Source organism: Micromonospora sp. NPDC049004, assembly GCF_040649315.1.
Classification (GTDB): Bacteria; Actinomycetota; Actinomycetes; order Mycobacteriales; family Micromonosporaceae; genus Micromonospora.
Genome location: NZ_JBEZFG010000001.1, coordinates 739,120 through 757,263 on the forward strand (window position 1 = coordinate 739,120; position 18,144 = coordinate 757,263).

The 18,144-nt window shown below is 71.8% G+C and carries 18 protein-coding genes; 6 read left to right on the forward strand and 12 right to left on the reverse strand.

Annotated features, from left to right (window positions below; all coding sequences use genetic code 11):
• The first annotated feature begins 4 nt into the window (after positions 1-4).
• Positions 5-454 (forward strand): GNAT family N-acetyltransferase, encoded by a 450-nt coding sequence (locus AB0B97_RS03295; protein ID WP_357490237.1) that lies wholly within the window; start codon positions 5-7, stop codon positions 452-454.
• Here AB0B97_RS03295 and AB0B97_RS03300 read toward each other — a convergent pair.
• From AB0B97_RS03300 to AB0B97_RS03310, 3 genes are all read right to left on the reverse strand, one after another.
• The gene (locus tag AB0B97_RS03300; RefSeq protein WP_357490239.1) at positions 451-1,359 is read right to left on the reverse strand and encodes an NAD-dependent epimerase/dehydratase family protein; all 909 of its coding nucleotides are present in this window, start codon (positions 1,357-1,359) and stop codon (positions 451-453) included. The two genes, AB0B97_RS03295 and AB0B97_RS03300, sit on opposite strands and share 4 nt — an antisense overlap.
• A 169-nt stretch (positions 1,360-1,528) precedes the next feature.
• Positions 1,529-4,357 carry a PQQ-dependent sugar dehydrogenase gene (locus AB0B97_RS03305; RefSeq protein WP_357490240.1) on the reverse strand — a complete coding sequence of 943 codons (2,829 nt, stop codon included), beginning with the start codon at positions 4,355-4,357 and terminating at the stop codon, positions 1,529-1,531.
• Positions 4,358-4,444: 87 nt separating this feature from the next.
• On the reverse strand, positions 4,445-5,713 hold the full coding sequence (locus AB0B97_RS03310) for a ThuA domain-containing protein (RefSeq protein WP_357490242.1): 1,269 nt from the start codon (positions 5,711-5,713) through the stop codon (positions 4,445-4,447).
• A 312-nt stretch (positions 5,714-6,025) separates the two neighbouring features.
• On the opposite strand from AB0B97_RS03310, the gene AB0B97_RS03315 reads away from it, so the two are divergent.
• Positions 6,026-6,373 (forward strand): hypothetical protein, encoded by a 348-nt coding sequence (locus AB0B97_RS03315; protein ID WP_357490243.1) that lies wholly within the window; start codon positions 6,026-6,028, stop codon positions 6,371-6,373.
• 24 nt (positions 6,374-6,397) lie between these two features.
• Here AB0B97_RS03315 and AB0B97_RS03320 read toward each other — a convergent pair whose 3' ends face one another.
• The gene (locus tag AB0B97_RS03320; protein ID WP_357490245.1) at positions 6,398-7,126 is read right to left on the reverse strand and encodes an alpha/beta hydrolase; all 729 of its coding nucleotides are present in this window, start codon (positions 7,124-7,126) and stop codon (positions 6,398-6,400) included.
• 120 nt (positions 7,127-7,246) lie between these two features.
• A complete protein-coding gene (locus AB0B97_RS03325) occupies positions 7,247-7,990 on the reverse strand; it encodes a methyltransferase domain-containing protein (RefSeq protein ID WP_357490246.1) in 744 nt (247 codons plus the stop codon).
• Between the two features lie 104 nt (positions 7,991-8,094).
• On the opposite strand from AB0B97_RS03325, the gene mug reads away from it, so the two are divergent.
• The gene (mug, locus tag AB0B97_RS03330; RefSeq protein ID WP_357490247.1) at positions 8,095-8,661 is read left to right on the forward strand and encodes a G/U mismatch-specific DNA glycosylase; all 567 of its coding nucleotides are present in this window, start codon (positions 8,095-8,097) and stop codon (positions 8,659-8,661) included.
• Here the strand turns inward: mug and AB0B97_RS03335 are convergent.
• Together AB0B97_RS03335 and AB0B97_RS03340 are read right to left on the reverse strand one after the other, a co-directional pair.
• Positions 8,658-9,161 (reverse strand): SRPBCC family protein, encoded by a 504-nt coding sequence (locus AB0B97_RS03335; RefSeq protein WP_357490249.1) that lies wholly within the window; start codon positions 9,159-9,161, stop codon positions 8,658-8,660. The two genes, mug and AB0B97_RS03335, sit on opposite strands and share 4 nt — an antisense overlap.
• Positions 9,158-9,520, reverse strand: a complete 363-nt coding sequence (locus AB0B97_RS03340; RefSeq protein ID WP_357490250.1) for a metalloregulator ArsR/SmtB family transcription factor — start codon at positions 9,518-9,520, stop codon at positions 9,158-9,160. Before AB0B97_RS03340 ends, AB0B97_RS03335 begins: the two co-directional genes overlap by 4 nt.
• A gap of 92 nt (positions 9,521-9,612) precedes the next feature.
• On the opposite strand from AB0B97_RS03340, the gene AB0B97_RS03345 reads away from it, so the two are divergent.
• Positions 9,613-10,710 (forward strand): ionic transporter y4hA, encoded by a 1,098-nt coding sequence (locus AB0B97_RS03345; protein WP_234581952.1) that lies wholly within the window; start codon positions 9,613-9,615, stop codon positions 10,708-10,710.
• 97 nt (positions 10,711-10,807) lie between these two features.
• On the opposite strand, the gene AB0B97_RS03350 is transcribed toward AB0B97_RS03345, so the two are convergent.
• The 3 genes from AB0B97_RS03350 to AB0B97_RS03360 all read right to left on the reverse strand — a co-directional run bounded on the left by AB0B97_RS03350 (position 10,808) and on the right by AB0B97_RS03360 (position 12,994).
• Positions 10,808-12,064, reverse strand: coding sequence for a sigma-70 family RNA polymerase sigma factor (locus AB0B97_RS03350; RefSeq protein WP_357490252.1), 1,257 nt, complete (start codon positions 12,062-12,064; stop codon positions 10,808-10,810).
• Positions 12,065-12,068: 4 nt separating this feature from the next.
• Entirely contained in the window at positions 12,069-12,461 is a 393-nt protein-coding gene (locus AB0B97_RS03355; RefSeq protein WP_234582035.1) for a YciI family protein, read from the reverse strand.
• Between the two features lie 170 nt (positions 12,462-12,631).
• Positions 12,632-12,994 (reverse strand): hypothetical protein, encoded by a 363-nt coding sequence (locus AB0B97_RS03360; RefSeq protein ID WP_357490253.1) that lies wholly within the window; start codon positions 12,992-12,994, stop codon positions 12,632-12,634.
• A 223-nt stretch (positions 12,995-13,217) separates the two neighbouring features.
• Here AB0B97_RS03360 and AB0B97_RS03365 point away from each other — a divergent pair, with 223 nt between their 5' ends.
• Positions 13,218-13,961, forward strand: a complete 744-nt coding sequence (locus tag AB0B97_RS03365) for a neutral zinc metallopeptidase (RefSeq protein WP_357490255.1) — start codon at positions 13,218-13,220, stop codon at positions 13,959-13,961.
• Positions 13,962-14,082: 121 nt separating this feature from the next.
• Positions 14,083-14,733 carry an HAD family phosphatase gene (locus AB0B97_RS03370; protein WP_357490610.1) on the forward strand — a complete coding sequence of 217 codons (651 nt, stop codon included), beginning with the start codon at positions 14,083-14,085 and terminating at the stop codon, positions 14,731-14,733.
• Between the two features lie 54 nt (positions 14,734-14,787).
• Here the strand turns inward: AB0B97_RS03370 and AB0B97_RS03375 are convergent, their stop codons facing one another.
• Both AB0B97_RS03375 and AB0B97_RS03380 read right to left on the reverse strand, forming a co-directional pair.
• Positions 14,788-17,343: an ABC transporter permease gene (locus AB0B97_RS03375; RefSeq protein WP_357490257.1), complete on the reverse strand. Its 2,556-nt coding sequence runs from the start codon at positions 17,341-17,343 to the stop codon at positions 14,788-14,790.
• A complete protein-coding gene (locus AB0B97_RS03380) occupies positions 17,343-18,110 on the reverse strand; it encodes an ABC transporter ATP-binding protein (RefSeq protein WP_234581947.1) in 768 nt (255 codons plus the stop codon). The genes AB0B97_RS03375 and AB0B97_RS03380 overlap by 1 nt, the downstream gene beginning before the upstream one ends.
• Positions 18,111-18,144 lie beyond the last annotated feature (34 nt).

The following is an 18,144-nucleotide window of genomic DNA, read 5'->3' on the forward strand; positions in this document are numbered from 1 at the left end:
GGGCATGTTCCGTGCGGCCCGGCCCGATGACTTCGCGCAGATCATCCGCCTCTACCGGCAGCTGAACCCGGACGATCCGGTGGTGGACGACGGATCCGACGAGGCGGCCTTTGCGCAGATCGTGGGCGCACCGGGGCTGCACCTGTTCGTCCTGGAACGGGACGGGGTCGTCGTCGCCACGACGTACCTCAACGTGATCCCCAACATCAGCCGGTCGGCGTCGCCCTACGCCGTCATCGAGAACGTCGTCGTCGAAAAGTCCCGGCGCGGCACCGGTCTGGGCCGGCAGATCATGGCCGGCACGCTCCAGGCGGCGTGGAACGCCGGCTGTTACAAGGCGATGCTGATGACGGGCTCGCGCGACCCGTCGACGCACGCCTTCTACCGCGCCTGCGGGTTCTCGGCCGACGTCAAGACCGCGTACCTCGCCCGTCCGCCCCGATCCACGAGCTAGGCGGGGAAGGTCTCGCGCAGCGCGGCGTCCAGCGACCGACCGGTCGTCGGCTCGACGAACAGTTCGGCGAGCAGCAGGTCCGCGAGGTAGGTGGGGTTGATGCCCGACTCCTTGCCGCCGAGGCCCTGCATCGCGCCGCCGAGTCGCAGGGCGACAGTCGCCGCGCCGGCCGGCAGCCGGGCGACCCGGCGGCGTCGGCCCACCGACTCCGCGATCCGCCCGATCATGTCGTGCCAGGTGAGGTTCTCGTCGGCGACCGGGATGTCCGCGCCGCTCGCCTGTTCCAGAGCGTCCGCAGTGACCTCGGCGACGCTGCGCGCCGAGGCCGCGGCGCTCCCGCCGTTCGGGGCGACCAGAGGGGTACGCGACCGTGCCCACCGGTCCAGCGGCCCGGCCCAGTTCGGCAGCCGGTCGCCGGAACGACCGAAGACGAACGGCAGTTCGAGGACGGCGATCGGCAGGTCCGGGCCGGCCGCCGCGCGTCCCTCCCGGGCCTGCTCGACCCGGCACCTGATGTACGTGTGCCGCTCGGCGAGCCGCCACTGTGGATGCCGCCGGTCGAAGTAGGTGTAGTAGGAGCCCAGCACGGCGCCGCGGGTGAGGCCCTCGGCGCGGGCGGCGGTGAACAGGCGCACCACCGGATCGACGTTGTCGCGGCGGAACTGCGGATAGATCGGCTTGGGCAGCGGCCGCTGCTCGTCGGTGCGGGTGCCGTACACGACACCGTCGTGACCGGCGAGCACCGGCCGCAGCTCCTCGATCGAGGCGGACCCGACATCGAGCAGGTGGTCGACGCCCGGCTGGGCGGTCCGCGCCACAGAGGTGGTGGTGTGGCCGCGCTCGCGCAGCACGTCCACGATCTGCGCGCCGATCAGGCCGCTGCCACCAACCACGAGGATTCGCACGCTGCATCGTCCACTCTGGAACGGGGTGCTTGTCAAGCCACGGTGCGAGCCGACCCACGCCGGCCCGAGGCGACGGTCGGAAAAGGAGCCGGGGCGGACGGTTCGCACCGCCCGCCCCGGACTCCCGCCGTTCAACGGCCCGGCCGCCGACCAGGCCGGGTACCGCCGCCTAACTGCCCAGGACGAACTTCTCCCAGGCTCCCACCGACGTGCGGTTGGCGATCAACGAGCTCGCCCCGGCGTTCTCGGCGCACACGATCTGGTTGTTGACCGTGGCGCGCAGGCTCACCGTCCCATCCGAGTTGGAGATGAGCTGGAACGTCTCCGACGTCCCGATCGACGTGCCGCTGGCGACCAGCGCTCCGGCGCCCGCGTTCGTGGCCGAGACGTAGAGCCCGTTGGCGCGCGACCGCAGCGCGATGTTGCCGTTGCCGGCATCCACCCGGTCGAACTGCTCGGTGCTACCGACGCTGGCCTTGTTGGCGATCAACGCGGTGGTGCCGACCGCCGACACGTACTGGTTGTTGATTTGGGCCCGCAGCGTGGTCACCGGCGTGCTGGGGGTGCCGGTGGCGAAGGTGAACGCGTCGACGTCGAACAGGTAGCCCGACCCGCCCTTGAACACCAGGTACAGCGTTGTCGACCCGCTGGGCGGGTTGCTGATCGTGCCGGACACCTCGGTGAAGGTCTCCCAGTTGCCGGTCACCGGCACCGTGACAGTGCCCAGCAGGGTGCCGGTGGCCGAACCGGTCCGCACCTCGATCGTGCCACCCGCCCCGGCCGACGACGCCCGCACGGTGATGCGGTTCGCACCGGTCAGGTTGTACGGCTGGTACGAGATCCAGTCGTTGTTCTCGATGAACCCGGCGGTACGACCACCCTCGGCGCTGGTGTGGTCGGTCGCCTGCACACCCGACTGGGCGCCGAAGTGCTCACCCTGGCGGTGCTTCGGCTGCAGCGTCTTGATGCTGTGCGTGGTCAGCCCGCCGTTGTCGGTGTAGGCGGCGTCGAAGACCCCGTAGATGTTGGCCGCCGCGTCGTGCTCACCGTCGGTCGGGACGGTGATCGAGCCGCTGCACCCGTTCTTCGAGGTGATCTGGTGGGCGTGGCTGTCGTGGCCCAGCGCGTACGTCATGCTCACCTTGGAACAGTCGATGGTGCCGTCCTGTGGGTCGCTCACGCTGATCTGGTACGACACGGTGTCACCGAAGCTGAACAGCTGCCCGTCGACGGGCGAGGTCAGCGTCACCGTCGGCGCGGTGTTGCCCACGGTGACGACCAGGCTCGCCGTGCCGGACAGGCCGGTCGGGTCGGTGACCTTCAACGTGGGGGAGTAGGTGCCGTTGGTGGTGTACGTCTTGGTGGGGTTGGCCGCCGTCGACGTGGTGCCGTCACCGAACGTCCACAGGTAGCTCAGCGCCCCGCCCTCGGGGTCGGAGCTGCCGGCGGACGAGAAGTTCACGGTCAACGGGTTGGCCCCCGACGTCGGGTTCGCCGAGGCGACCGCGATCGGGTTGCGGTTGCCGCCGCCGATGTACTCGATCCGGAACAGCGCCTGGTTGTTCGAGCCCGTGCCGTAGTCCAGCACGTACAGCGCGCCGTCCGGGCCGAAGGCCATGTCCATGACCTGCGTGCCGCTCCACGGGAACGAGGAGATCTCGCCGCGGGAGCCGTCGGAGTTGATGGCGATGGGCTTGATCCAGCGGCGGCCGTACTCGCCGGCGAAGAACAGGCCGTTCAACGACTGCGGGAACTTGACGCTGGAGTTGAGCGAGGCGTCGTACCGGTACACCGGCCCGGCCATCGGCGACTCGGAGCCGCTGCCGAACTCCGACGGTGATCCGGAGTCGCCGGCGTACTTGATCCAGGCCGGCTTCGCCGCGGGCAGCGTGCCCAGGCCCGTGTTGCGGAACGAGTTGTTGGTCGGCCCGCCCGTGCAGTTGTACTTCGACTGCGACGGCCCGGACGGGAAGGTGTATTCATTGTATGTTTCGGTGCTCGTGTTGCTGCCGGTGCAGTACGGCCAGCCGAAGTTGCCGGGCGCCGTGATGCGGTTGAACTCCACCTGACCCTGCGGACCGCGGCTGGAGTTGGTGCTCCCGGCGTCCGGGCCGTAGTCGCCGACGTAGACGACGCCTGTCGCCTTGTCGACGCTCATCCGGAACGGGTTGCGCAGACCCATCGCGTAGATCTCCGGACGGGTGTTGGCCGTGCCGGGCGCGAACAGGTTGCCCGACGGGATCGTGTACGTCCCGTCCGCCTGCGGCTTGATCCGCAGCACCTTGCCCCGCAGGTCGTTGGTGTTTCCCGCCGAGCGCTGGGCGTCGAACTGCGGGTTGCGGTTGGTCCGCTCGTCCAGCGGCGCGTAGCCCGACGACTCGAACGGGTTGGTGTCGTCGCCGGTGGTCAGGTACAGGTTGCCGGCGGCGTCGAAGTCCAGGTCACCGCCGACGTGGCAGCACTGCCCGCGGTCGTTGGCGACCTGGAGCACGATCTTCTCGCTGCTCATGTTGACCGTGTCGTCGCTGTTGAGGGTGAACCGGGACAGCCGCAGGTGCCCCTTCCACCGGTCCCAGTCCGACTGCGTGCCGGTGGTGGGGGCGTCCCCGGACGGGGTGCTCAACGTGGGCGAGTAGTACAGGTAGATCCACCGGTTGGTGGCGAAGTTGGGGTCGACGGCGACGCCCTGCAACCCCTCCTCGTCGTGAGTGTAGACGGACAGGGTGCCGGAGACCTTGGTGTTGCCGGCCACGTCGGTGACCCGCAGGACGCCGTTGCGGGCGGTGTGCAGCACCGAGCGGTTGGGCAGAACGGCCAGGGACATGGCCTCGCCCAGCTCGGCCGAGCCGGTGGCGAGTTTGACCTGCTGGTAGTCACTGGCGGGAATCACCACCGCCTGCGCGGCGGTGGAGGGCGCGACCACGGCCAGGGTCACACTCGCGACGGTGGTGACCGCCGCGACGAGTGCCCGGGACCAGCGCCGGGATTTCGAAAGCATGATCGTCCTTCCTCGACGACCAGGGCCGGGGCGTGCGGGGGCGCACCACGGCCAGGTGAGGGTGGTGGGGAGCTAGCCGCGGAGCGGTCAGTTGGTGACGAAGTCGAACTTCTCCCACTGACCGATGGAGGTCCGGTTGGCGATCAGCGGGGACGCGCCAGCGTTGTCGGCGGCCACGTACCGGCTGTTCACGGTGGCCCGCAGACTCACCGTGCCGTCGGAGTTACGGATCAGCTGGAACGTCTCCCACGCGCCGGCGGTGGCCCGGTTGGCGATCAGCGCCGAGGCCCCGGCGTTCTCCGCCGCGACGAACTGTCCGTTGCTCTTGGCGCGCAGCGCGACGTTGCCGTTGGCGAGGTTGACCACCTCGAACCGCTCACTGGTGCCGGCGGAGGTCTTGTTGGCGATCAGCGCCGTGGTGGCGTTGGGGGCGCTGACGTACAGGTTGTTGGCGCGGGCCCGCAGGGTGGAACCGGTCGCGGCGGGCGGCGGGGTGGTCGGCGGGGCCGTGGTCGGCGGCGGGGTGGTCGGCGGGGCCGTCGTCGGCGGGGCCGTGGTCGGCGGCGGGGTGGTCGGGTTCGTCGACCCCGGCGAGCAGTTGGCGCTCACCGAACCCGCGGCGACCTGCAAACCACCGAGCAGCATCCGGGTGAAGTTCGGGTCGCTGTACGACGCCTCGGTGTGCCCGAGACCCGTGTACCAGGCCCGCCCACCGCCGTACGCCTTGCACCAGGTGATCGGGTGGTCGCCGTTCATGTTGCCGCCGCTGTAGGACGACTCGTCGAGGCTGGCCAGAACCCGTGCGCTGGACCGGGGGTTGGTGCGGTAGTTGTACCACTCGTCGGAGCGGACCCAGGTGGCGCCGAGGTGCGCGGTCGACGGGTTGGTCCGGTCCTCGATCTTCACGGTCGCGGTCTGGATCGCCGGGTGCGAGTCGAACCACGCGCCGACGAGTTGGCCGTACCACGGCCAGCTGTACTCGGTGTCGGCCGCGGCGTGCACGCCGACGTACCCGCCGCCGGCGGCGATGTACTGCTCGAAGGCCGTCTGCTGGCTGGAGTTGAGGACGTCGCCGGTCGTCGACATGAAGACCACTGCCTGGTACTGGGCCAGGTTGGAGGTGGTGAACTGGCCGGCGTCCTCGGTGGCGGTCACGCTGAAGCCGTTGGCAGCGCCGAGCTGCTGGATGGCCGCGACCCCGGTCGGGATGGACGAGTGCCGGAAGCCGGCGGTCTTGCTGAACACCAGCACCTTGGTCAGCGGTGCGGCCGAGGCTGTCGTGGGAAGGGTTATCAGGCCGGCCATCAACACGGCCAGGCCGGTGACGAATGCCAACAGGCGGGGACGGGAACGCATGGTCCTGCTCCTTAGCTGAGCGTCGACCCCGAGGGGTGCGCGAGGGCACGCCCGGGGCCAGGGTGGCGGTGGTGCGGAAGCCGGGCCGCCGATGCTCGGCTGATGTGGAGCGGTGATGTGGAGCGGTGGTGACGTGCGATTGGCCAGCCGATGACTCCGACCGACCTCTGTGGACGGTCACGGTGCATCGACTCACATCGCTGACGCAGTAAACCTCCGATGTCTGCGCCCCGTCAAGCCCACCCGCTCCGGCCTGGGACGCACCACGGCACCCTCAGCGCCGGAGTCGGGGCGGGACGTAGGGTCGGCGGTATGTCCACCGACGAAGATCGCGAGCGCCTCGCGGGGCAGCTCGCGGCGCTGCCGGTCCGTGAGCTGGTCGACGTCCTGCGGCGTGCCCTGCCGGGGTTCACGCAGGAGGCGTACGGCATGCGAACGGTGCTGACCCTGGCCAGCGTCACCTGGTTCGAGGACGACGTCGAGCCGGGCCTCGGCGTCGAGCTGGTCGCCTGGCCCGATCGCGACTACTACGGCGGCGGGCTCGGCCTGGATCAGGGCCTGTGGGAGAACGGCAGGTGTCCACGCTGCGATGTGGAGGTCACCTCGAACGCCAAGCGCGCGCACTGCCCGTACTGCGGCACCGCGTGCGCCCTGACCTGACGGTGCGCGCCAGCGTCGCGGTGGTCAGCCTCGGGTGTCCGGCTGCGGGTCGCGAGTGCCCCTGGTCGCCATGAGGATGAGGTCGGCGATCGCCTCGGGGTGCGTGACCATGGCGAGGTGCGAGGAGTCGACCTCGATCGTCGTCGCGTTCATCCGCTCGGCCAGGAACCGCTCCAGCTCGGGCGCGGTGGTCCGGTCCGCCGTGGAGACGGAGTAGTAGCAGGGCCGGTCCCGCCAGGCCGCGACAGTCGTGCGGCCGGCGAAGAGGTCCCCTGCGATCGGCCCCTGAGCCGCGAAGAGGGAACGCGCACGGGTCTCGTCGACGCCGCCGGCGAAGTCGTCGAGGAAGGCCTTCTCGCTGAGTTGCGCGAAGCCGTCGTTGTGCACGAGCCCGGCGTTCGCCGGTGGGGTGGGGAACCGCGCCGCGAGCGCCGTGAAGTCCTCTCCGGCGTCCGGCGCGCGGGCGGCGACGTACACCAGGGCGGTGACCTTGGGATGGTTGCCGGCCTCGCTGATGACCGTGCCCGCCCAGGAGTGCCCCACCAGCACCGTCGGCCCGTCCTGCCGGTCGAGGGCGCGGTTGGTGGCCGCCACGTCGTCGGCCAGGGAGGTCAGCGGGTTCTGCACCGCGGTGACCGTCAACCCGGCCCGCTGCAGGAGCGGAATGACGTCGGACCAGGAGGAGCCGTCGGCGTAGGCGCCGTGCACCAGGACCACGTTGTTGACGGGCCCGGTCGGGGTCGTGCCGCTCATCCGCACCTCCGCACACGACGACGCCGAGGCACGGCCCGGCCGTCGACGACAGGTCTCGCCAGCACTCTCCCTCATCGGGACGCGGTCGGTGGGCGAAACGGGCAGCTTGCGCCGGTGGCGTCAGCGACCGAGGACGAGGTACGCGAGGCCCAGGACGCCCCGGTAGCCGCCGACGTACTGGCGCAGCCGGTCGTCGAGCTCCGCGCGAACCTGGTCCGCGCGGGGATCCTCGGGGTACGTCAGCAGCCACTCCTGCCGGCCCGCGAGCCAGGTGGACTCGAAGTCGTCCCACTCCCGCTGGTCGGCGGCGCTCAGGTGCAGCAGCCGCCACCCCCGCGTGCGGGCGGCCTCGACGAGGCCCGCGAGATCGGTGACGTCCGCACCGAAGATCCGTGTGGCCTCGGCGGTGGGTTCGGACTGCCAGTACCCCTCGCCGAGCAGCAGCCGCCCGCCCGGGCGGACCACGCTGGCGAGCGCGTCGAGAGCCGCGCCGGTGCCGCCGAAGACGTGCGCCGAGCCGATGCACAGGACCCGGTCGGCCGGCTCGTGCCAGGCTGCCGCCTCGCCCATCACGAAGGCGACGTGCCGGTTCAGCGACTTCTCGGCGGCGAGCCGGCGCCCCCGGGCGAGGGCGGCCTCGTCGGTGTCGACGCCGACGCCCCTCGTCGCGACGGGGCCCGCCACGCCGCCGGCGGCGACGGCGCGCAGCAGCAGCTCACCCCAGCCGCAGCCCAGGTCGAGCACGCGCGCGCCGGGGCGTACGTCGAGTCGTCGCAGCAGCAGGGCGGCGTGCTCCTCCGAGAGCGGCGTGTTCCAGAGCATCCGCGCGTACCGGCTGGCGGCGAGGTGGTCGGTGCTGTGCATCCGTCCAGGGTGTCAAGTCGTGATCACCGGCGCGCACCGGGTGGGTGCGTTCGGGTTGCGCGCAGGTCGGGACGGGTGCCGGAGCGTACGCAAGGATCGGTGTGATGGACGCGGGCGCGGCGCAGCCCTGGCGGCCGCCGACCCGCCACGAGGTCGCGGCCGCGGCCGGTCGTGGCCTGGTGGACGTGATCGGCCCGGGCCTGCGGGTGCTGTTCTGCGGCTTCAACCCGGGCCTGTACTCGGCGGCGGTGGGGGAGCACTTCGCCCGCCGGGGCAGTCGCTTCTGGCCGGCCCTGCACGGCGCCGGCTTCACCGACCGGGAGCTGCGCCCGTGGGAGCGCGCCGAGCTGCTCGCGCAGGGGCTGGGGATCACCAGCCTGAGCAACCGGGCCACCGCCCGCGCCGACGAGCTGACCCCGGCGGAGCTGGTGGCCGGGGTGACCGGGCTGGCGGTCAAGGCCGAGCGGCACCGGCCGAGGTGGGTGGCGATTCTCGGGGTGACCGCGTACCGGATCGCGTTCGTCAGGCCGAAGGCCGGGCTGGGCCCGCAGCCGGAGCGGCTGGGCCCCGCCCGGGTCTGGGTGCTGCCCAACCCCAGCGGCCTGAACGCGCACTTCCCGCTGCCGGCGCTGACGGCCGAGTTCGCGGCGCTGCGGGAAGCCAGCTCCTAGACGCCGTCGGTGGCCAGCGCCCGGTAGTAGGGGGTCATGGCGGGGTGGTACTCGTCGAACTCCGGCCGACGGGAGCCGTCCCGCGACGCGACGAGCATGTCCAGGTAGTACTCCCAGCCGGCGCCCACCTCCGCGATGCCGTCCAGGCTGGTGAGGCGCTGGGCGAAGCGCAGCTCGGTGTTGCCGTCGGTCTCGGTCAGCGCGAACTCCAGCAGCCAGTTGCCCGAGCCGTCGATCATCGAGACGCCGAGGCGCCGCTGCGGCTCACACACCTCGATGCGCACCTCGCACCAGGGCTGCTGCTCCTCGTACGCCATCTGGACCCGGATGGTCCGGCCGGGCCCGGCGTCGCCCTCCCACGGGCCGAACCAGCGGGCCGTGCGCTCCGACTCGGTCAGGCTGGCCCACACGTCCGCCGCCGGGGCGCGGAAGGTGCGGGTCAGGACGAGATCGTGGCCGGTGGCGGTGCGGAACAGGCGGCCAGCGGGTGTACGGGTCATGCGATGTGCTCCGTTCGGTGTGCCGCCGGGCCGCGGGCGCGGCGTTCCCGGCGGGTGCGATGGACCTCGGTCTCCAGGGCGTCGAGGCGCTGCTCCCACTGCTCCGCCGCGGTGAACCCGGCGAGCCAGTTGATCAGCGCGGCGAGCGGGCCGGGGTCGAGCCGGTAGATCCTGCGGCGGCCGATCAGCTCGTCGCGGACCAGCCCGCTCTCCCGCAGCACCCGCAGGTGGCGACTGACCGCGGGTCGGCTGATGGCGAACCGCTGGGCGATCTCACCGGCGGCCAGCGGCGCGTCGCGCAGCATGGTCAGGATGCGCCGCCGCACCGGGTCCGCGATCGCGGTGGCCACCTCGTCCACGGCGAAAGGGTAACCCATAGGTTACGGGTCTGCGCCCCCGGCGTCGCGTCGATGGTGGGCACATGATCAGGTGACCTGGCACTCTTGACGGCATGCCAGCCCAGCTTCGATCCCGCCTGCTCGATTGGACCGTCGCCGTACCCGTACTCGCGGTGCTGGTGTTGCTCGTGACCTGGGGGCGAGAACTTCCCGCCCCCATCGTCGTGGTGGTCGCCGCGTTGCTGGGCGGCGCGGTCCTCGCGGCCGTGCACCACGCGGAGGTGGTCGCCCACCGGGTGGGGGAGCCGTACGGGTCGCTGGTGCTCGCCGTCGCGGTCACCGTGATCGAGGTCGCCCTCATCGTCACGCTGATGATCAGCGGGCCGGAGAAGACCCAGTCGCTCGCCCGGGACACCGTCTTCGCCGCCGTCATGATCACCTGTAACGGGATACTCGGCCTGTCCCTGCTGCTCGGGGCGCTGCGTCGTCGCGTCGCGGTGTTCAACCCCGAGGGCACCGGCGGCGCGCTGGCCACCGTGATCACCCTGGCCACCCTGAGCCTGGTCATCCCGACGTTCACGGCCCGGCCCGGCCCGCAGTTCAGCCCGGCCCAGCTCACCTTCGCCGCCGTGGCGTCGCTGGCGCTCTACGGGTTGTTCGTGCTGGTGCAGACCGGCCGGCACCGCGACTACTTCCTGCCGGTCGACAGCCAGGGTCGGGTGATCGACGCGGAGGAGCACGCCAAGCCGCCGACGACCCGCGCCGCGCTGGTCAGCCTGGGGCTGCTGCTGGTGGCGCTGGTCGCGGTGGTCGGCGACGCCAAGACCGTCTCACCGACCATCGAGGCCGGCGTCGCCGCGGCGAACCTGCCGCACGCGTTCGTCGGCGTGATCATCGCCCTGCTGGTGCTGCTGCCGGAGACCCTGGCCGCTGCCCGCGCCGCGCGCCGGGACCGCGTGCAGATCAGCCTCAATCTCGCCCTCGGCTCGGCGATGGCCAGCATCGGCCTGACCATCCCGGCCATCGCCATCGCCTCGATCTGGCTGGACGGCCCGCTGCTGCTCGGCCTCGGCGGCACCCAGCTCGCGCTGCTCGCGCTCACCGCGGTGACGGCAGTGCTGACCGTGGTGCCGGGGCGGGCCAACGTGTTGCAGGGCGGCGTGCACCTGGTGCTGCTGGCCGCGTTCGTCTTCCTGGCCGCCAGCCCCTGACCTCCTCGGCGTCGCGCCCCTCCGCGCTGATTCGTCACCGGTGGCCGGCTCAGCCGGTGGCCGACCCAGTCGGCGGTCGGCTCAGTCGGCGGTCGGCTCAGCCGGCGGCCGGCGGGTCGGCCGCAAGCCGGTCCGCGCGGGCGTTCAGGTAGCGCTGCTGCGCCAGGTTCGTCGAGCGTGCCGCAGCCATCCGGTACGCCTCCCGCGCCGCGACCCGCTCACCGGTCAGCTCCCACAGGTGGGCGCGAGCGGCAGGCAGCCGCGGATCGTCGGCCAACCGGACGTCGTCGGCCAGGTCGGCCAGCAGCGCCAGGCCGGCCGGCGCTCCCCGGCTCATGGCCACCGCCACCGCGTGGTTGAGCGCCACGACCGGATTGTCGGACAGGCCGAGCAGCACCTCGTACAGGGCGGTGATCTGCGCCCAGTCGGTGGCCGCCGCGCTCGGCGCCTCGTCGTGCACGGCCGCGATGGCCGCCTGGAGCTGGTACGGCCCGACCACCCCGCGCGGCAGCGCCCTGGTGATCAGGGCGACCCCCTCGGCGATCTGGTCGGCCCGCCACCGGCCGCGATCCTGCTCGGCCATCGGCACCAACTCGCCGTGGACGCCGATCCGCGCCGGTGCGCGGGCGTCGGTGAGCAGCATCAACGCGAGCAGCCCCGCGACCTCGGGGTCGTCGGGCAGCAGCCGGTGCACCAGCCGCGTCAGCCGGATCGCCTCGGCGGTCAGGTCGGCGCGCAGCAGCCCCGGGCCGGCGGTCCGCGCGTACCCCTCGGTGAAGATCAGGTAGAGCACGTGCAGCACCGCGGCGACCCGGTCGGCGCGCTCGGCCCCGGTCGGTGGCGCGAACCGCAGGCCGCTGTCGCGGATGCGCTGCTTGCCGCGGCTGATCCGCCGGCTCATCGTCGCCTCCGGCACCAGGAACGCGCGGGCCACCTCGGCGGTGCTCAACCCGCCCACCGCGCGCAGCGTCAGCGCGATCTGCGACGCCGGCGTCAGCGCCGGGTGGCAGCACAGGAACAGCAGGATGAGCGTGTCGTCGGCGTCTGCCGGAGACCGGTCGGCGGGCGGCGCCAACCACTGCTCCGGCAGCACCCAGCGCGCCGCCGTCTTCTCCCGCCGCGTCCGCGCCTGGTCGCGCCGGAGCAGGTCGGTGAGCCGCCGGGACGCGACGGTGATCAGCCACGCGCGGGGATTGTCCGGTACGCCGTCGCGCGGCCACGCGTCCGCCGCCGCGATCAGCGCCTCCTGCACCGCGTCCTCGGCGGTGTCGAAGTGCCCGTAGCGGCGGACCAGCGCGCCGAGGACCTGCGGCGCCAGCTCGCGCAGCAGATCCTCGACGGGCGTCGCCGGCACCTGGTCAGCCGGCCAGGTCCTCGACGCCGTCCAGCACCGGCCGCACGTCCACGTACGCGCCGGGGCTGTCCGGGTCGACCAGGCCGGCGGCGATCTCGGTGGCCCGGTCGAAGCTGGCGCACTCCACGATCGTGTAACCCGCGAGCACCTCCTGCGTCTCCGGGTACGGGCCGTCGGTGATGACTGACGCCCCGTCGCGTACCCGGACGCGACGGGCGTGCACCGGCTCGCTGAGGCCCCGCGCGTCGACGAGTTCCCCGGATTCGGCGAGCGCCTGGTGGAACGTCTCCATGTGCTGGTGCATGGCCGCGATCTGCTCGGCGGACATGGCCGGTCGGTCGGACGCCCGCCCCGACAGCACGTCGTAGTCCTGCTGCGACCCGTAGAGCAGAATCATGTACTTCACGGTGGCCCTCCTGTCTCCGGTGCCGCCCCGGCACCGCTCACCGGAAACGTCGAACCCAACCCCGCTCCCCGGACACTCCCGCCCCCACCAGCCCCGTTGACCATGAAGTTGTTGCCCCGACACGCCGCGTCCGAGGGCAACAACTTCATGATCAACGGGGCTCACTGGCCGTAGGAGAGGCGGAGGCGGTTGTTGATCAGGTAGTTGAGGCGGTGCCGCAGGTAGCCGAGGGTGCTCTCGCTCGGTAGGTCCGCCTCGGTGGTCAGGGTCCAGCGCAGCGTGCAGTCCCCGCCGGGCAGGCCGTGCGTCACATCGAAGCGGATCCGGTCCAGCGGCCGGTGCGGCCACAGCGACGACCACACCAGCAGCACCGGCGCGTAGCCCGCCACCACCCGGGGCGGCACCTCGTCGTCGCGCAACTCCAACCACTGACGACTGCCAGCAGCGTACGGGTCACGCAGCGACCGCCACACGACATGCGCCGGGGCCGGTTGGCTGCGTCGGCGGCTGCCCAGCACGTGCACGTCGCCCTCCTCACCGGACGGCCACGTCCGCCCCGGGCCATTGTGGCGGCCAGCGCCGGCCACGTGAACCGCCCGGCCGGTCTGCGGGTCGAGCCGCCCGGCCGGCCCGTGAACCGCCCGGCCCGTGAACCGCCCGGCCCGGTGGTGCGTGGGATCCGATGGGCGTGGCGGTCGTACCGTCGGGGTACTGCGCCGTGCGAGCGCCGAGGTCTGGGGAGGCACAGTGGGGGCATGGTCAGGACGCGACGCCCGGGGGCCCCTGGCGGGCCTGGTGGTCGCCGCGCTGGTGTCGCTCGCCTGCGCCGGCGGTGGACTGGCCGAGCCGGAGGGCGAACGCCCGGGAGCGAACCCGTCGGCCGCCTCGCCGGGGCCGGGCACCACCCGCGCCGACAGCACCACGAGCGTGGCCGAGTTCAAGCAGGACGTCGCCGACGCGCAGGCGGTCGCCGAGCGCTACTGGGCGGCCCAGTTCAAGGCGTCCGGGAAGCGCTTCCAACCGATCCGGCGGGTCACCCCGTACCAGCGGGCCGGCGAGGTGTCCTGCGGCGGGCAGCCGCTGCCCCGCAACAACGCGGTCTACTGCTCGCAGGGCGACTTCATCGCGTACGACGTCGCCTGGTCGGTGGCGGCGTTCCGCGAGGTCGGTGACGCGTTCGTGTTCTACCTGCTCGGCCATGAGTACGCCCACGGCATCCAGGTGCGCCTCGGCATCAACTACAGCTACACCATCCAGCAGGAGTTGCAGGCCGACTGCATGGCGGGGGCGTACCTCGGCGATTCGGTGCGCTCCGGCGACCTGAGCCTCGCCGAGGGCGACCTGGACGAGTTCCGGGAGGGGGTGGCGGCCGTCGGCGACGACCCCGACCAGCCGTGGTTCGCCGAGGGCGCGCACGGCACCGCCGAGCAGCGCACCGACATGTTCTTCCGCGGCTACGAGCGTTCGCTCTCCGAGTGCGACCTGGGCTGAGCGGGGTTGCCCGGATCACCCCGACGCCCGTTGCCGCCACCGGCCACGGGCCGTGCTGGCAGGATCGCCGGTGTCGCCCACGACCCTGGAGGATCCGCTGAGCAGCCAACACCCCGCCGCCGTGCTCTTCGACATGGACGGCACGCTGGTCGACAGCGAGAAGCTGTGGGACGTCGCGCTGCAGGAACTGGCGTGCGAGTACGGCGGTGACCTCTCCGCCGACGCCCGCCGGTCGATCGTCGGCACCGCCATGGCCGAGTCGATGCGCATCCTGCACGACGACCTGGGGCAGCCCGAACGGGACCCCGAGGTCAGCGCGGCGTGGATCAACGCCCGGATCCTGGACCTGTTCCGGGCCGGTCTGCCCTGGCGGCCGGGGGCGTTCGACCTGGTGCACGCGGTCCGCGCGGCGGGAATCCCCACGGCGCTGGTCACGTCCAGCCCGCGGGCCCTCGTCGAGATCGCCCTGGACACCCTGGGGCGGGACACCTTCGACGTGGTGGTCGCCGGCGACGAGGTGGTCGCGGCCAAGCCCCACCCGGAGCCCTACCTGACCGCCGCGCGGCTGCTCGGCGTCCCGATCGAGCGGTGTGTGGCGATCGAGGACTCACCGACCGGGGTGGCCAGCGCGCTCGCCTCCGGCGCGGCCGTGCTGGCCGTACCCGCCGAGGTGCCGTTGCCCGACGGGACCGGCGTACACCAGGTGGAGAGCCTGACGGGCGTGGACCTGGAGGTGCTCGCGGCCCTGCTGGCCGACCGCGCCGTGGCCTGAGGCGAAAAAAGGGGGACCCCGCAAGTGCGGGATCCCCCTTTTTCCTGCCCGACGTCAGTCGTGGGCGATCGCGCCCAGGACGTTGATCCGGGCCGCCCGCACGGCGGGCAGCACCGCCGCCACCACCCCGATGATCGCGGCGAGACCGAGGAAGACGCCCATCTGCCCCCAGGGCAGGATCAGGTCGGTGATGCCCTCGTCCTTGAGCGCCTCGACCACTGCGGCGCCGAGGCCGCTGCCGACCGCCACGCCCAGCAGCGCCCCGAACACGGAGATCACCACCGCCTCGACCGTGATCATGCCCATGGTCTGCCCGCGGCGCAGGCCGATGGCCCGCAGCAGGCCCAGTTCCCGGGTCCGCTCCAGCACCGACAGCGCGAGGGTGTTGACGATGCCCAGGACGGCGATCACGATGGCCAGCGCCAGCAGGATCTGGATCATCGTGAGCAGCCCGTCGAGCGAGCTCATCTGCTGCTGGATGAACGCGTCCCGATCGGCCACCGACACCTCGGGGCTGTCCGCGAGCAGCGCCTCCACCTGCGGCTGCACGTCGGCCACCCGGGCGCCCGGCGCCAGCTGGATGAAGCCCTGGATGGGCTGCGGGATGGCGAAGTCCTTCGCCGCGGTCGCCGGCAACGTCACCGGGTTGGTCAGCTGCGACGACTCGTAGATCCCGCTGATCGTGTACGTCCGGGCCTCGCCCCGGGTCAGCTGCACATTCACTGTCGAGCCGACCGACCAGCCACGGGACTTGGCGGTGTCGGAGCTGGCGAGCATCTGGGTCGGTCCGAGCCGGTCGATGTCACCGGCGGTGGCCTTCGCGCCGAAGATCTGCCGCAGCGACGCGACGTCGCTGCTCGCCGCCACCCAGGTGCCCTCGCCGTTGATCCTGGCCATGTCGCCGTACTCGCCGTCGACCAACTGCACGCCGGGCAGGGCCTTGGCCCGGTCCAGGACACCCGGGTCGAAGCTCGGCGGACGCGGCCCGCCCTGCTGGCCGGAGATCACCAGCTCGGCCTTGATGGTGTCCTGGGCGAGGGCGCTGATGCTGCCCTTGGCCGAATCGAGGATCACCGTGACGCCGGTGACCAGCGCGATGCCGACCATCAGCGCGGCTGCGGTGATCGCGGTGCGGCGCGGGTTGCGCCCCGAGTTCAGCCGGCCCAACTGGCCCGGCACCGACCAGGAGAAGATCGCGCCGAGCAGGCTCACCACCGGCCGACTGATCAGCGGGGTCAGCAGCGCCACGCCGATGAAGGCGAACAGCACCCCACCCAGGATGGTGGACAGAGTCTGACCACCCGCGTTGCCGCTGAGCCCAAGGAAAAGCAGCAGCGCGCCGATGCCGGTGACCACCGACCCGGCCACCGTGATCTTGGTCAGCGGCCGGTCCGGGGTCGCCACGTCCTGCATGGCGGCGATCGGCGGGATCCGGGATGCCCGCAGGGCCGGCAGCAGCGCCGCCACCACGGTGATCACCAGACCGACGCCGAAGGAACCGATCACCGCTGCCGCCGGCACGCCGATCCCGGCCAGGGTCAGCCCACCGGCCAACTTGCCGAACAGGTACGCCAGCAGCGCGCCCACACCGATGCCGGCCGCCAGGCCGAGCACCGACGCGATCAACCCGACCGCGATGGCCTCCAGCACCACCGAACCGATGATCTGCCGGCCGCTGGCGCCGATCGCGCGCATCAGCGCCAGCTCCCGGGTCCGCTGCGCCACGATGATCGAGAAGGTGTTGAGGATCAGGAACGTGCCCACCAGCAGCGCCACCGCGGCGAAGCCGAGCAGGATCTTGTTGAAGAAGGACAGGCCCTCCTTCAGCCCGGCAGAGGCGTCCGCGGCCACCTGCTTGCCCGTCTTGACCTCGAAGTCCGCGCCCAGGGTCCGGGCCACGTCGTCGCGCAGCCGCTCGTCCGAGACGCCGTCGGCGGCGCGCAGCGTGATGCTGCTGAACGTGTCCGGCTCGCCCAGCATCAGCCGCTGCGCCACTGGCGTGGTGAAGAAGACCTCGTTGACCCCGCCGATCGAGTCCCGGTCACCGCTGTAACCCATGATCCCGACCAGGGTGAAGTCCCGCTTCTTCGACTCGAACGCGGTGAGCACACCGACCTTCTGGCCGACCTGCACCTTCGCGGCCGTGGCCAGCGCCTTGTTGAGAACAATCTCGTCCTCGGCCTGCGGCGCGCGCCCCTCCCGCAACTGCATCAGGTCGGTCTCGCCGATCCAGTTCTCGCCCAACTGGGGCGGACCGAACGAGGTGATCACCTTGCCGTTGCTGCCGATCACCCGGGCACCGTCGGCGTTGACGATGCCGGTCGCCGAGGCCACGCCCGGCACCTGCTTGACCCGGTCCACCACGGCGGCCGGCAGCGGAGCGGCGGTCTGCTCGCCCTCCATCTCGTCGACCTGCACCTTCGGCTTCGCCGCGACGTTCACGTCGATCTCGGAGAAACCGTCGGCGAAGACCGAGTCGAAGGAGCGGCCCAGCGTGTCGGTCAGCACGAACGCGCCGGAGACGAACATGACCCCGAGCACCACCGCCAGCCCGGACAGGATCAGCCGGACCTTGCGGGCCAGCAGACTCTTGAGTGTCGCCCGGAACATCAGTTGCCCACCTCAGCCGGGGTGTCCAGCTTCTTCATGGTGTCCAGCACCGTGTCGGCGGTCGGCTCGATCAACTCCGAGACGATCTGCCCGTCGGCGAGGAAGACCACCCGATCGGCGTACGCCGCGGCGGTCGGGTCGTGGGTGACCATGACGATGGTCTGGCCGTGCTCACGCACGGAGTTGCGCAGGAAGCCGAGCACCTCCGCGCCGGAGCGCGAGTCCAGGTTGCCGGTCGGCTCGTCCGCGAAGATCACGTCGGGGCGGGAGACCAGCGCCCGCGCACACGCCACCCGCTGCTGCTGACCGCCGGAGAGCTGCGCCGGCCGGTGGTCCAACCGGTCCTGCAGGCCCACCGTCTTGATCACCGTGTCGTACCAGGCCGGGTCCGGCTTGCGACCGGCGATCGACAACGGCAGCAGGATGTTCTCCTTCGCGGTGAGCGTCGGCAGCAGGTTGAACTGCTGGAAGATGAAGCCCACCTTGTCCCGGCGCAGCTTCGTCAGCCCCGAGTCACCGAGGCCGGTGACCGTCGTCGCACCGATCGACACCGTCCCCCGGGTCACCGAGTCCAGACCGGCCAGGCAGTGCATCAGCGTCGACTTGCCGGAACCCGACGGGCCCATGATCGCGGTGAAGCGGCCACGTTCGAACTCCGCGCTGACCCCCCGCAGCGCGATGACCTGAGCCTCGCCGCTGCCGTACACCTTCCACACGTCGTTCGCCCGGGCCGCGGCCTGCGCCTGCTGGCCTACCGTCGCGGTCACGTCATCTACCTCTTCCGTCTGTCCGAATCTCACG